Origin of the sequence: Advenella mandrilli, from assembly GCF_016595155.1 — a bacterium.
Lineage (GTDB): Bacteria > Pseudomonadota > Gammaproteobacteria > Burkholderiales > Burkholderiaceae_B > Advenella > Advenella mandrilli.
The window spans coordinates 155,009-169,492 of the sequence record NZ_JAENGP010000008.1 but is presented as its reverse complement, the minus strand read 5'-3'; the positions used below and the strand labels follow the sequence as shown (position 1 = coordinate 169,492).

12 protein-coding genes are annotated in these 14,484 nt (G+C 45.8%); 1 reads left to right on the top strand and 11 read right to left on the bottom strand.

Annotated elements, in window-relative coordinates:
- Positions 1 to 165 precede the first annotated feature (165 nt).
- Positions 166 to 2,538, bottom strand: coding sequence for a phosphoenolpyruvate synthase (gene ppsA, locus JHL22_RS08370; RefSeq protein WP_200235912.1), 2,373 nt, complete (start codon positions 2,536 to 2,538; stop codon positions 166 to 168).
- A 166-nt stretch (positions 2,539 to 2,704) separates the two neighbouring features.
- Between ppsA and ppsR the strand changes: the two genes are divergently transcribed.
- On the top strand, positions 2,705 to 3,535 hold the full coding sequence (gene ppsR, locus JHL22_RS08365) for a posphoenolpyruvate synthetase regulatory kinase/phosphorylase PpsR (protein WP_200235910.1): 831 nt from the start codon (positions 2,705 to 2,707) through the stop codon (positions 3,533 to 3,535).
- A 90-nt stretch (positions 3,536 to 3,625) separates the two neighbouring features.
- Here the strand turns inward: ppsR and JHL22_RS08360 are convergent, their stop codons facing one another.
- The 10 genes from JHL22_RS08360 to rseP all read right to left on the bottom strand — a co-directional run bounded on the left by JHL22_RS08360 (position 3,626) and on the right by rseP (position 14,483).
- The gene (locus JHL22_RS08360; protein ID WP_200235908.1) at positions 3,626 to 4,492 is read right to left on the bottom strand and encodes a TrmH family RNA methyltransferase; all 867 of its coding nucleotides are present in this window, start codon (positions 4,490 to 4,492) and stop codon (positions 3,626 to 3,628) included.
- A 65-nt stretch (positions 4,493 to 4,557) separates the two neighbouring features.
- On the bottom strand, positions 4,558 to 5,631 hold the full coding sequence (locus tag JHL22_RS08355; RefSeq protein ID WP_200235907.1) for a fatty acid desaturase: 1,074 nt from the start codon (positions 5,629 to 5,631) through the stop codon (positions 4,558 to 4,560).
- Positions 5,632 to 5,770: 139 nt separating this feature from the next.
- Positions 5,771 to 6,376, bottom strand: a complete 606-nt coding sequence (rnhB, locus tag JHL22_RS08350; RefSeq protein WP_200235905.1) for a ribonuclease HII — start codon at positions 6,374 to 6,376, stop codon at positions 5,771 to 5,773.
- Between the two features lie 4 nt (positions 6,377 to 6,380).
- The gene (lpxB, locus tag JHL22_RS08345; protein ID WP_200235903.1) at positions 6,381 to 7,556 is read right to left on the bottom strand and encodes a lipid-A-disaccharide synthase; all 1,176 of its coding nucleotides are present in this window, start codon (positions 7,554 to 7,556) and stop codon (positions 6,381 to 6,383) included.
- A complete protein-coding gene (gene lpxA / locus JHL22_RS08340; RefSeq protein ID WP_200235901.1) occupies positions 7,556 to 8,347 on the bottom strand; it encodes an acyl-ACP--UDP-N-acetylglucosamine O-acyltransferase in 792 nt (263 codons plus the stop codon). Before lpxA ends, lpxB begins: the two co-directional genes overlap by 1 nt.
- 2 nt (positions 8,348 to 8,349) lie before the next feature.
- The gene (gene fabZ, locus JHL22_RS08335; RefSeq protein ID WP_200235899.1) at positions 8,350 to 8,799 is read right to left on the bottom strand and encodes a 3-hydroxyacyl-ACP dehydratase FabZ; all 450 of its coding nucleotides are present in this window, start codon (positions 8,797 to 8,799) and stop codon (positions 8,350 to 8,352) included.
- A gap of 80 nt (positions 8,800 to 8,879) precedes the next feature.
- The gene (gene lpxD, locus JHL22_RS08330; RefSeq protein ID WP_200235896.1) at positions 8,880 to 9,965 is read right to left on the bottom strand and encodes a UDP-3-O-(3-hydroxymyristoyl)glucosamine N-acyltransferase; all 1,086 of its coding nucleotides are present in this window, start codon (positions 9,963 to 9,965) and stop codon (positions 8,880 to 8,882) included.
- A gap of 2 nt (positions 9,966 to 9,967) precedes the next feature.
- Positions 9,968 to 10,573, bottom strand: coding sequence for an OmpH/Skp family outer membrane protein (locus JHL22_RS08325; RefSeq protein WP_200235894.1), 606 nt, complete (start codon positions 10,571 to 10,573; stop codon positions 9,968 to 9,970).
- A 105-nt stretch (positions 10,574 to 10,678) separates the two neighbouring features.
- Complete coding sequence (gene bamA, locus JHL22_RS08320) at positions 10,679 to 13,048, bottom strand: outer membrane protein assembly factor BamA (protein ID WP_200235892.1); 2,370 nt, start codon at positions 13,046 to 13,048, stop codon at positions 10,679 to 10,681.
- 103 nt (positions 13,049 to 13,151) lie between these two features.
- A complete protein-coding gene (rseP, locus tag JHL22_RS08315; protein WP_200235890.1) occupies positions 13,152 to 14,483 on the bottom strand; it encodes an RIP metalloprotease RseP in 1,332 nt (443 codons plus the stop codon).
- Between the last annotated feature and the right edge of the window lies 1 nt (position 14,484).

Here is a 14,484-nt window from a genome sequence, read left to right as displayed (position 1 = left end):
AAATGTTTATTCGTTAAGTGTAACTTAATTCACCCTTGGTTTTATTAAAAAAATGAAATACTCATTGTTATGGAATCCAGAAAATAAGTTTGTCGTATTTTTTAATTGTTACCACAAAAAAACAGGCCCTTGAAAAAGAGCCTGTTTTTATAACCGCTTTTGGAATTACTTGATTAGCGCCAGTTTTTGCCAGGTATCAACCACCGTATCGGGGTTAAGGGACATTGACAAAATACCCTGCTCTTTCAGCCATACCGCCAGATCCGGGTGATCGCTGGGACCCTGGCCGCAAATGCCAACATACTTGCCCGCTTTCAGGCATGCCTGAATAGCACGTGACAACATAAATTGAACCGCTTCATCGCGCTCGTCGAAATCAGCCGCCAGCAACTCCATGCCAGAATCACGGTCAAGACCAAGGGTTAACTGGGTCATGTCGTTTGAACCGATAGAGAACCCATCGAAGTACTCAAGGAACTGCTCGGCAAGAATAGCATTGGAAGGCACTTCGCACATCATGACCACACGCAGGCCATTCTCGCCGCGTTTCAGACCGTTCTCAGCCAGCAAACCAATGACGCGCTCTGCCTGCTTAAGGGTACGTACAAAAGGAATCATGATTTCAACGTTGGTCAGCCCCATTTCCTCGCGAACGAAGCGCAGTGCCTCGCATTCCATGCGGAAGCATTCGGCAAAGTCGTCGGAAACATAGCGTGCGGCACCGCGGAAACCCAACATCGGGTTTTCTTCCTCGGGCTCGTAGCGGGAACCGCCAACCAGCTTGCGATATTCGTTGGACTTGAAGTCGGACATGCGAACAATAACCGGTTTTGGATAGAATGCTGCCGCAATGGTGGCAACACCCTCTGACAGTTTTTCAACAAAGAAAGCGCGTGGGCTTGCATAGCCACGGGCGGCAGATTCAACCGCTTTTTTCAGGTCGCTGTCAACATTGGGGTAATCAAGCACCGCTTTAGGGTGAATGTTGATGTTGTTGTTGATAATAAATTCAAGACGCGCCAGGCCAACACCTGCGTTGGGGATTTGTGAGAAATCAAAGGCCAACTGGGGATTACCCACGTTCATCATGATTTTTACGTCAACCTCAGGCATTTCACCACGACGGACTTCTTCAATTTCGGTTTCCAGCAAGCCTTCATAAATACGGCCCTCATCACCTTCTGCGCAAGACACGGTAACCTCAGAACCATTGGCAAGCACTTCGGTTGCTTCACCGCAGCCGACAACAGCTGGAATACCCAGTTCACGCGCAATAATTGCAGCGTGGCAAGTGCGTCCACCCCGATTGGTTACAATCGCGGCAGCACGCTTCATGACCGGCTCCCAGTTAGGGTCGGTCATATCGGTCACCAATACATCACCGGCTTCTACCTGATCCATTTGGGCAATATCGTTAATGATGCGAACCTTGCCAGAACCGATTTTTTGTCCGATAGCACGACCGGTAATCAAGACCTGGCCTGTTGCCTTCAGTTTGTAACGTTGTTGTACGTCATGAGCACCCTGTTGTGACTTGACGGTTTCAGGGCGTGCTTGCAGGATATACAGCTTGCCATCGATGCCGTCACGGCCCCACTCGATATCCATAGGGCGCTGGTAGTGTTTTTCAATAATGACTGCATAACGGGCCAGCTCAATAACCTCATCATCAGTTAAAGAGTAACGGTTTCTTTCTGAAACGGGAACATCCAGCGTTAACACTGCATTTTCACCAGGGCGTCGCTCTGGGTTGAATTCCATTTTTAGCAGTTTTGAGCCAATACGGCGGCTAACAATAGGATATTTGCCAGACTCGAGTGTAGGCTTGAATACGTAGAATTCGTCAGGGTTAACGGCACCCTGTACAACGGTTTCACCCAGTCCGTAAGAAGAGGTGATGAACACGACGTCATCAAAACCGGATTCGGTATCCAGGGTGAACATTACACCGGCACTACCCTTGTCTGAGCGGACCATACGCTGGATACCGGCAGACAGGGCCACTTCAGCGTGAGCGTAACCTTTGTGAACACGATAGGAAATGGCACGATCGTTGTACAGTGAAGCAAAAACGTGACGGATCTTATCCAGAACATCATCAATGCCTGCAACGTTCAGGAAAGTTTCCTGCTGGCCGGCAAATGAGGCATCGGGCAAGTCTTCTGCAGTTGCTGAAGAACGAACCGCAAAAGAACCATTGCCATCGGCATCCAGTTCGCCATAAGCCTCACGGATCTGGTTTTCAAATTCGGCAGAAAATGGCTCATCGATAATCCACTGGCGGATTTCGGCACCGGCTTCGGCCAATGCACGCACATCTTCCGGATTTAATGTACTAAGCCGATTGGCAATGCGTGCATCAAGACCTGAAACCTTGAGAAAATCCCGAAACGCATCTGCAGTGGTGGCAAAACCGCCGGGAACACGAACGCCTGCTGTAGACAGTTGGCTAATCATTTCACCCAGTGAGGCATTTTTACCACCAACCGAGTCAACATCCGTAATACGGAGATTTTCAAATGGAACAACATACGACATTAAAGTCACCCTTAAGATAAAAAAATGAAAGCATATTTGTTTGAAAAACAACTAAATTCTTCAAGCAAATAGGCCTTTAATATGACAAGCTGATGATGTCGATTACAATCATGGACTGAATTGTACCGTTTAACGGTTTTTTTTGGGTGTTTTTTAGGTAATAACAATGCAACTTAATCGAAGAACCGTATTTATTGTGTCGGATAGCACCGGCATTACAGCAGAAACCTTCAGTCACTCAGTACTTTCCCAGTTCAATAAGTCTTTTGAATTCCAGCAAATACGCGAGCCTTTTATCACTAGTGATGAAAAAGCCAAGGAAGTTGCAAAGAAAATCAATGATATTGCTGAACGTGAACAAAAGCCCCCCATCGTCTTCAGCACGCTGATTAAACAAGAAATTCTTGCCTATGTCAAAGAAAGCAATTGCATTTTTATTGACATCTTCGGCACCTGTGTTAACCAGTTGGAAATGGCACTGGAAACAAAATCCGAACCCACCATTGGCATGTCGCATTTAAGCGCCAGCTCAGAAGCCTATCGGAATCGCATAGAAGCCATCAACTTTAGCCTGGCTCATGATGACGGCCAATTCATCCATGGCCTTAAGGAAGCGGATGTTATTCTTGTGGGGGTTTCACGTTGCGGAAAAACGCCAACCAGCCTTTACCTTGCCATGCAATACGCCATCAAGGCCGCCAACTTCCCGTTAATTCCCGAAGACTTCGAGCGCGGCACCCTGCCTAAAACACTCCAGCCTTTTCGCAAGAAACTATTTGGCTTGTCAATCCAGCCCGAACGCCTAAGTGAAGTACGCAATGAACGTCGCCCCAATAGCCGTTACGCCACGCTAGAGCAATGTTTTTATGAAGTAGCTGAAGCGGAAAGACTAATGCGACGGGAAGAAATTGAATGGTTATCAACCACCACTAAATCAATTGAAGAAATTTCAACCACGGTTTTGCAAATACTGGGATTAAACAAATCAAGCTATTAAAGAAAAAACAGTTCTTCCATCGACTAATACCTGTTCGCAATACTCGTATTGCCGGCAGGTATTTTTTATAAACAGAACGAGCTTATAGCTTTAAATTTGATAAAGGCGCTGACGCCGATGCTCAAACAGCACAATGCCAGCAGCAACACCAACATTCAAGGATTCCACCAAGTCCGTTTGGGGAATAAATACCAGGTGGCTTGCCTTGCTTAACAAAGCCGGATCTACCCCCTGGCCTTCATGGCCCATTAACCATATGCATTGATCAGGCAAGCGTGTTTCATACAGATTTTTTGCCTTGCCAGACAAAGCAGTTGCCATGACCGGAATGCAAGCCTGGCTGATTAATCCTGATAAATCCTGCTGCTCGTATATATTAAGAGAAAAATGTGCCCCCTGGGCACTGCGCAAGACCTTGGATGACCAAGCAGAAACACTGCCTTTTGACAGGTATATATGACGAATGCCGGCAGCCGCAGCTGAACGCAGGATCGTTCCTGCATTACCCGGATCTTGCAGTCTGTCCAGAAAAACCGAGCTTTCGTTAATAACTGCCGGCACTTCGTGAGACGGTATATTCACCAGGAATAGCACACCCTGTGGTGAATCAACATGCGTCAAGTTTCGAAACAACTTATCGGGAACAACAATGCATTGCTCCTCATTCAATAAACTGAATAAGTGCCCCACTTCATTTCTTGACGACTGCAATGCTGACTTGCTTTCCTGAATAGGTGCATTTTCTGAATAAGCAGTGGCATTCTGGGCAGAAGTATCTGTCTCAACACGATCCAGAACGGCAGCATTGAAAACCGCCAGCAAGGGATGAGCATAGCACTCAAGCCAGGAATGGCAAAGATGAACGCCCTCAATAAGGACTTGACCCTTGATTTTGCCAAGATGCGTTTTCAGCAATTGCTTATACAAGGGATTTTCTTTGGAGGAAATATGTTTCATACAAAAAATTATCCCGCATAAGCGGGATAATATCAAAGCCTAATATTTTTATTTAGCCAGACAGATTACACTACCTGTAATGTTGGCTTGCCGTTGAAGTCAAGCCATTGCTTGTTTTCGTAATCATACAGCTTGGTTGCCTTGGCTGTTTTGAAATACCATCTCCAGCTGAATTTCTGCACAACGATTCGTTCTGGCAGCATTTCTTCCAGGCGTGCCTGGGCAGCCTTTAATTTGTACAGGGGAATACTCATATCAACGTGGTGGGCAGTATGCTCAAGAATATGATGCATTAGTGCGCCAAAATAAAAGTTGAAAGTAAGATGTACGGTTGTGGAAACAAACGGTTGTGCTTTGGCCCATTCGGCCTTGTTGTCATGCCAAACCACTTTTGTGTGCGTGTGCTGTACATACACCACCCAGCCGATCATGTAAAACCAGAAGAGCAGCGGTACAAACCAGGCAAAAAACAGTAAGGAAAGAATGGACTGATCGGTTTGGATAGCGGCAACAATCACGATAAGTGCCCAGGAAATACCAAACACGCTAGATAGCAAACCGTCCCAAAAAAAGACTTTACGCTGTGTTCCCATATAGGCCTTGGCTGGGAACATCATGCGATTCCACCAGATTTCAACAAGATAATAGATGCCGGCTCCCCATCCACTACGATAGAAGCGTTCCATTAATTGGCGTCCTTTGGACATGGCCGCATACTCTTCTTGTGTATGAGGACACCATACAAAATCCATCCCTTTCAGGTTGGTGTACCCATGATGCACAACATTATGACCTACATCCCATAAGCTATAGGGGGATACTGATGGCAAAAAGGCAATACGTCCCAGCCATTTATTCAATTTTCTGTGGGGGGTAAGACTTTGGTGGCAGGCGTCATGCCCGATAATAAACAGGCGGCCGATAACAAAACCGCAAACCAGCGCGCAAATTAATTTTGCCCACCAGGGTTCAAAAATAATTGCCCCCGCAATAAGCGCAAAAAACAAGGCAATATCAATAATCATCAGAACAATCGCGCGAAGCGTGTTTTTCTCTGACAATGGTGTTAACCAGCTCCGAATAATTTTACGATGGGGCAGTTCGTTACTCGGTGGAATTGGCGTTAAAGGTGTGGTCATAAATTATATCTATCCAATAACAAAAGGCTGTAATTCTTTACAATGAAAGCAACTAATTGTACTTTCTTTTTTGAGCAAATCAATTTCAAAACTTAAAATTAGCTTAATTAATATAAAAAAGTAATAATAACATGTACTTTCACACCAAAACCTTTCTTACCGGGGCAAAACTGCGCCTGTGTTCAGGGCATGCCCCGTGCAAACGTAAGCGTTCAAGGTGAAGTGCCGTGCCATATCCTTTATGCTGGTCAAAACCATACTCGGGGTATTGTTCATGCAACACTTTCAATGAAGCGTCACGTGCTGTTTTAGCCAGGATGGAAGCAGCGGAAATACTGGATTCAAGGGCATCTCCTTTGATAATGGCCCGGCACGTTACTGGCATATCCGCAGGCACCCGGTTACCATCAATAAGTACCAGGCCCGGCACGATGGGCAAACCTGAAAAAGCCCTTTTCATAGCCAGCATGGTTGCCTGTAATATATTGATATTATCAATTTCTTCCACATTGGCGTGGGCAATTGACCATGACAGTGCGTTTTCCCTGATTTCAAGGGCCAATTGATCGCGTTTTTTCTCAGACAGTTTTTTTGAATCCATTAGGCCATTGATCGGTTTTAATGGATCAAGTATAACGGCAGCTGCATACACAGAACCAGCCAATGGCCCCCTGCCCGCTTCATCTATTCCAGCGACCAATAAACCGGCACCAGCGTCTGCAAATAAATCAAGGTTATGACTCATGGCGTTACACGGGTGAATGCGCGGCACTTAAAATGGCTTCGGCCGCAAGGCGAGCCGTATCCTGGCGCAAGCTTTCATGAAGCAACAAGAATTTCTGTTGAATTTCCTGAATATAAGCCGTATTTTCCAGCGTATTGATACAGGCGGCAGCCAGATTTTCAGGGCTTGCTTCATCCTGAAGGATTTCAGGTACGGCAAATTCATTTAATAGTATATTTGGCAAGCCAACCCACGGTACATAAGGCTTGAGCTGCCCCGACTTCCACTCCATCAATTTTTTCATTAAGGGAGAAATCACATAGGAAATGACCATGGGTCTTTTAAATAAAGCCATTTCAAGTGAAGCGGTGCCACTAGCCACTAATGCCGCATCACAGGCTTCCATGACATCCCAGGCAATAGGCCGTTCTGTATCGGTAGTCGCAAAGGTTTTCAGATTATTAACCGGAATGCCGGAAAAAATCTCATCAAAATCTTTCTGCCTTTTCTCGTTGACGATTGGAACGATGAACTGCAAATTTGGATCATGTTCAAGCAACTGCTTGGCCGTTTGCAGAAAACGGGGAGCCAGAAGTTTAACCTCAGAAGCTCTGCTTCCGGGCAAAATCGCCAGAATGCGGGCGTCAGAATCCAGACCCAAACGAAGCCTTGCGGCCTGCCTATCGGGTTTAAGGGGAATCTGGCTGGCCAAAGGGTGACCCACAAAGGTAACGGGAATACCTTCCTTGCGATAGATATCTACCTCAAAAGGAAACAACACCAGCATATGGGATACTGCTTTTTTGATGGCATGAATACGTTCATAACGCCATGCCCAAATAGACGGCCCCACAAAATGGACGGTGGGCACCCCCTGTTCACGCAGTTTTTGCTCTAGTCGTAAATTGAAATCAGGTGCATCCACGCCCACAAACACATCAGGTTTGTGAGCCATTAAATTGTTTTTAAGGCTGGAATACGTTCTGATTAAAGAAGGCAGTTGCTTGATGGCATCGGCATAACCAAAAACACTTAACTTGTCCATGGGGTGCTGGATTTGCATTCCCCGGGACAGCATGTTTGGCCCGCCTATGCCCGTAAAATAAGCGTCTGGCTGAACTTGCTTAATACCATCAATAATTCGCGAGGCCAGCAGATCGCCAGAAGGTTCTCCGGCAACCATTGCAATTTTCAGACCCATTAACGGACAATCCCGCGAGAGTGGCTTTCAAAAAAGTCCACAAATGGTTTCAGCACCGAGCCGCTATCTGTGTGTTGCTCTTGATAGTCCTTGATTTCTTTAAGTGCCTGCTCGGTAGACAGCTTGCGCATGTAAATAATTTTATAGGCTTCTTTAATGGCGGAAATCTGTTCAGGAGAAAATCCACGGCGCTTGAGGCCTTCTGAATTAATACCTGCCGGGCGGTATGGCTGGCCGGCACCAAGAACATAAGGAGGCACATCCTGGCGAATGGCGCTCATGCCGCCCGTCATGGAGTGCTCTCCGATACGGATAAACTGATGCGCGGCCGTACCACCACCCACAATCGCCCAGTCACCAATATGAATATGCCCCGCCAATTGAACTGAATTGGCAATGATGGTGTGATTGCCAATTTGACAGTCGTGCGCAATATGCACATAAGCCATGATCCAGTTGTCGTTGCCGATACGGGTCGTACCCACATCCTGCACGGTACCCGTATTAATCGTCACATATTCACGAATGGTGTTGTTATCGCCAATTTCAAGCCAGGTAGGCTCTCCGTTGTATTTCTTATCCTGGGGCATGCCACCAATAGATGAAAACCGATAAAAATTATTGTTTTTACCAATCGTGGTACATCCATCAATAATACAATGGGCACCAACTGTTGTTCCTTCACCGATGCGAACATCTTTATGGATAATCGCATAAGGACCAACAATAACACTGGGATGGAGCTGTGCCCCATCATAAACAATTGCTGTTGGATGGATATTGTTTGACATTATCAGCCTAAGTCCCTTATTGCACACATGATTTTTGCTTCAGCAACTACTTCGCCATCAACAATGGCCTTGGCCTTGTATTTGCAAATAACTTTACTGATGCGTTCTGCTTCGGCATGCAACATTAACTGATCACCGGGAACAACCGGTTTACGAAAACGAGCCCCATCTACCCCTACCAGGTAATAAGCTGTTTTTGAGCTATCCAGCATGGTACCATCTTCATTCGAAAATGAAAAAATTGCTGCTGCCTGGGCTAATGCCTCGATAATAAGCACGCCTGGCATAACTGGCAAGTGTGGGAAATGACCTTGAAAAAAGGGTTCATTAATAGTTACATTTTTGACAGCAACAATACTTTTTCCTGGAACCATTTCAAGGACACGATCAACCAGCAGCATTGGATAACGATGAGGGATGCGATCCATAATGCCTTGAATATCGATTACCATAAATTTTCCTGTTATTTATATTTAAAAACTTGCAAACCAAACTGGACTTGTAAAGAAGCTGCCAGCTTGATCAGGTTGAATTATTTTTTTTCCAATTGCTGAATACGTCTTCTGAGCTGAGCCAGCTGCTGAAGCACAGCGGCATTTTTTTGCCAGACACCATGTGCCGCGATGGGAAAAACCCCTGTGTAACGACCCGGCTCCAGAATATCAGAAGTAACGGCAGATCCACCCGAAACATGCACATCATCGCCAATGGTAATGTGACCTGAAACCATGCCGGCTCCCGCAACGGTACAACGGGTTCCTATTTGGGTAGAGCCCGCAATACCCACACAGGCAGCCATTGCAGTATGGTCTCCGACCTTAACGTTATGGCCAATCATGATCTGGTTGTCCAGTTTGACACCATTGCCAATAATTGTATCCTCAAGGGCTCCACGGTCTACCGTAGTGCAGGCACCTATTTCAACATCATTCCCAAGAATAACCCGCCCAAGTTGGGAGATTTTGCACCAGGCTCCTTTTGCATGGGTGTTATCAGGTGCGAAACCGAAGCCGTCAGCACCAATCACCGAACCACTGTGCAAAATACAGCGTTCGCCAATAATCACATCATGGTAAAGCGTAACATTAGCGTACAAAATGGTGTTTTTTCCAATAACCGTATTTTTGCCAATAACACAGGAAGCACCAATGATGCTGCCTGCTGCAATGCTGGCATTGGACTCAATAACGGCCAGCGGGCCAATAGATACCCCCTGTTCGATATGGGCGTCAGGCGCGACAATCGCCGAAGGATGTATTTGTTTTGGGATCGCATTTAACCTGAAGCGGTCAAACCATTGCGCAATGCGGGCATACAGCAAATAGGGGTTTTCACATACCACCATCGTAAATGGAACAGAGTCAGGCAAATGGTCAACTGCTTTTTGCGGCAAAATAACGGCAGCCGCATCAGTTTTTAACAAATGTGGAAAAAACTTTGCATTTGAAAGAAAACTGATTTCAGTCTTCCCTGCATTATTAAGGGAACCCAGGCCAAAAATAAATGGCAGCGGCTGATTCGAACTTTTTTTTATCTGCCAATCCAGGCCTTTCGTATCAACCTGTTCAAGCAGCTTGTCCAGCGTAACTGCCTGATCCTGATTCAATACAATTGCCATACTTATTTTTTATCCAATACTTGAATAATAGTCTCGGTAATATCAATTCGCGCACTGACAGTTACAGCATCCTGAACAATAAGATCATAGTTGTCTTTTTCAGCAATTTCACGAATCGCGGCATTGGCTTTATCGACAATACCTGAAAAAGCCTCATTGCGACGACGGTTGAAATCCTCTTGGAATTCACGGCGTTTACGTTGAAGATCGGTATCGATATCGGCCAGTTCACGCTGAGCTTTGCTGCGTTCTGCATCAGTCATGACAGGTACGTTTTTATCAAATTCTTCTGCTTTGCTGCGCAGCGAGTTGGCCAGTTTTTGCAGTTCCTCATCCCTTTTCTTGAATTCGGCTTCAATTTTTTCCTGGGCTTCTTTTGCGGGTGCTGAATCGCGAAGAATTTTTTCAGTATTAACAAAACCAATTTTTAATGGGCTATTGCTGGAAACTTCAGCGGCAGCCTCGGTTTTCTTTTCTGCCCCTGCGGTTGTTTTATTTGCTTGTGCGAATACAGCCGGTGCTGTTAATGTAAGACCGATCACTGACGTTGCAAGCAACATGCCAACTTTACGTTTGCCGAAAGTATTTTTTACCAAACTTGAACTCATGAAAACAACCTTATAATAAAAAAGGAATTATATAAAATAGCGTTCGTCAGGATAGTTTTAATATCAGCCTGACGATTAAATAACTGTTAAAGTTTGTAAACAACCTTAGAATGCAGTACCAATCTGGAACTGGAAGGATTCTTTATTGTCACCTGGTTTTGCACTAATTGGACGTGCATATGAAATTTGCAATGGTCCCAAGGGTGACTGCCATGACAAACCGACACCGGCTGAATAACGCCAGCCACACGGTTTATCTACCAGGCCACCATAATTTGCATTACCGTCGGTACATTTGGTTTTTCCTGAAACACCAACCTTACCGGCATCGGCAAATACAAACCAGCGCAAGGTACGGTCATTTTGTGTACCAGGGAAAGGCAAAAACAACTGCAAATTAGCAATTACCCGGGTAGAACCACCCAGATAGTCACCCGACTCCAGATCGCGGGGGCCTAATGAGGCACCTTCGTAACCTCGAACGGAACCGATACCACCCGCATAAAGGTTCTTAATGACCGGGAAAGGCTTCTTGCTGTCAAAACTTTTACCGTAATCGGCACCCAGATTGAAGGCAAGCGTATAGTCTTTACCCAGTGGCAAATAGTATTGTTGCTGGGCACTAAGCATATAGTATTTTAGATCGCCTACGCCAGCAGTTGCCATAAGCGATGTATAGTAACCCCTGGTTGGCGCCAATGCGCTATCACGCGTATCTTTGGCCCAGCCAAGGTTAAACAGGAATGTATTGGTGGATTCACCATAAATATCCACGAAGTCACGATAGGCCTGGGGAATAATATAACCAGCGTCTTTATTAGGTAATTCGATTTTGTTGTTTTCAAAGGTCAGACCCATGAAAATACGGTCATTTTCCGAAATAGGCACACCAAAGTTCATACCAAAACCGATAGAACGGGTACGGTAGTTGTCTTCGTCCTGGTCTACGTTTGAGTTATAGGGCCTGTCGATACGATAATACAGGGAAGTGGTACGGCTAATACCGCTTGACGTCCAGTAAGGGTCTGTGTGGGTAATAACAGCAGCCCGATTGCGTTTGCTGGTATTAACCTGCAAACCTAAATCGGTACCACTACCGAAAATATTTTCCTGACTGATACCACCGGTAAATGAAAGTTTATCGGTAGAGCCATAACCCACACCCAGGTTAATCATGCCAGTTGGCTTTTCTTTGACGTCAACAATGATATCGACCTGATCATCGGTTCCTGACACGGGAGCCTGGCCAACCTGAACTTCGTTAAAATAGCCCAGACGGTCTATTCGCTCACGGGATGTTGCCAATTGAGCGGCATCATACCAGGCGGCTTCCTGTTGACGTACTTCACGACGGATAACCTGGTCACGTGTACGTACGTTGCCACCAATATCGATGCGACGCACATAAACACGTTTGCCCGGATCAACAAAAAAAGTCAGGTCGGCTTCGGTTGTGCCAGTAACGGCAACCGGGTTGGGCGTTACCGTTGCAAATGCATAGCCCAGCTCCCCCAGGCGGGTTTTAATGGCAGCCACCGTATCACGTGCCTTTGAGGCATTGAATACCTCACCGGATTTCGAGGAAACCAATGACTCAAGCTCTGTATTCAAGTCAAGTAGATCACCGGCAAGCTGAACTTTGCGTAGCGTGTAAGGCTGACCTTCGCTAACGGTCATGTTGATGGAGATATCTTCCCGGTTGGGAGAAATGGTGACTTGTGGTGGCTCCATGGAAAAATCCAGGTAACCACGATCAAGATAGAAACCCTTAATGGTTTCTGTATCCTGCTCGAGTTTTTCTCGTGAGTATTTATGTGTGCCTGTATACCAGGTCATGAAACCAGGTGTGGTCAGGCTTAACTCATCAAGCAGTTCACTTTCTGAAAATGCCTTGTTACCAACGATATTGATATCTTTAATCCGGGAGGAAACGCCTTCGTTAACCGTAAAACTGACCCCTACCCGGCTATTGGGCAATGGTGTAAGGGTTGAACTGACATCAACGCCATAATGCCCTTTGACAACATATTGCTGGCGAATTTCTGTGGTAGCACGGTCCAGGAGTGCGGGATCAAGTGCCCTGCCAACACCAAAACCGACATCAGACAATGCCTTGGTAATGGCCTTGTTATCAAAAGCACGCATCCCTTCAAAAGTAATGGAGGTAATAAGCGGACGCTCTATGACGTTAATCTGGACAATATTATTAGTTGTATTGATTTTAACGTCATTGAAAAGCCCCGTTGCATACAAGCGACGGATTACATCTGAGGCCTGCTCTTCGGTAAAGGTATTACCGATTTGTACAGGCATGTAACTGAATACCATTGAAGGCTCTGTACTTTCCAGGCCTGTAACCTGAATATCCTTGATGACAAAGGGAGAGAAAGCAAATGCAGCATGAGGTATTAATAGTGAGGCGATTAACGTTGGAATCGCTTTTTTTCTTATATATGTCATCGGACGAAAAGACATTAGGACTATCCTTGATTAATATTCAGTTAGAACATAACATGCGATTGTAAGGCAGAAATTCCTTATTTGCCAGCAAAAACCCGTTCTTTAGCGCATCAAAAAATCATAAAACACGGGCAATATCATTTACAAATGCAAATATCATTAAAAACAGCAATAATGAATAGCCGACCATCAGGCTTTTTTCCTGCACCTGTTCGGACAAAGCTTTTTTTCTGACCATTTCAATAAGGCAAAAAACCATTTGTCCACCATCAAGACCAGGAATGGGAAGCAAGTTCAGGACACCAATACTCACGGTAATAAGTGCGATAAATTCAATAAATTTGTCTAGCCCGACCTGTGCGGATTGACCGGCGTAATCGGCAATGGCTATGGGGCCACTGATATTTTTCCAGGAAAGTTGCCCTGTTACCATTTTGCCAAGCATTTTCAGGGAGAACCAGGCTGTATCAAAAGTTTGCACGGTAGCCAGATAAACACTTTCAAAAATGCCGTAACGTACAGTAAGCGTAGGATATTGACCTGAAAAAGCCACGCCTATTTTACCAACTGTCTGGTTATTTTCATTAACCTCTGCGCGCGGCGTAATATTAAGTGACAATTCGGTGTTATCTCTTGATATAAGCAATGGCAGGGTCTCTTCAGGACTGTTCTGGATAAGTTCAATCAAGCCAATAATGGTTATTTCTTCATGGTTTCCTGCTCGTAAAACCAGGTCACCATCACGAAGGCCTGCCTGCTTTCCTGCCCCGCCCTCAAGAACATTGGCGACACGTGGCTTTGGTGCCATCAGGGCAAGACCAGCCTGTCCCATTAAATCAACACCTTCCAGGGTGCCGGTTACTTTGGGAAACTGTATGGCTGCATTGCGCGTTACGCCATTTTCAGTCTGAAGTTCTAGTGTAGTTGTGGCCCCCGAAGCAAGTGGCTCAAGCAAGGCCAAACGGGCTTCAGCCCACCCTTGCACCTTAACCCCGTCCACCGCCAGCAAACTATCTCCGCCTTGTATTCCTGCCACATAGGCGGCAGTATTGGGCTCGGGCTGGGCAAGAGACGGCATGGGTTCTGTCGTACCACTTATTTTCATGCCAGAATAAATAATAATGGCCAATAAAAAGCTAAAAAACGGCCCCGCGCCAAATATAACAAACCGTTGCCAGGCAGTTTTCTGGCTAATGGCCTGCGCAGCTTCCCGTGCAGTTGCTCCTGCCGGTGGCTCGGCAAGCGGCTTGACATACCCGCCCAGCGGCAAGGCCGATACGGCCCATTCGGTGCCGTGTTTATCTGTTTTTCTGAAAAGGACCTTCCCAAAACCCAGTGAAAACCGCTCTACCCTTACGTTGTAATAACGGGCTGCAAGATAATGCCCCAACTCATGGAAGACAACCACAATACTGATGGTAATAATAAAGAAAAGCAGATTTAAAAACATC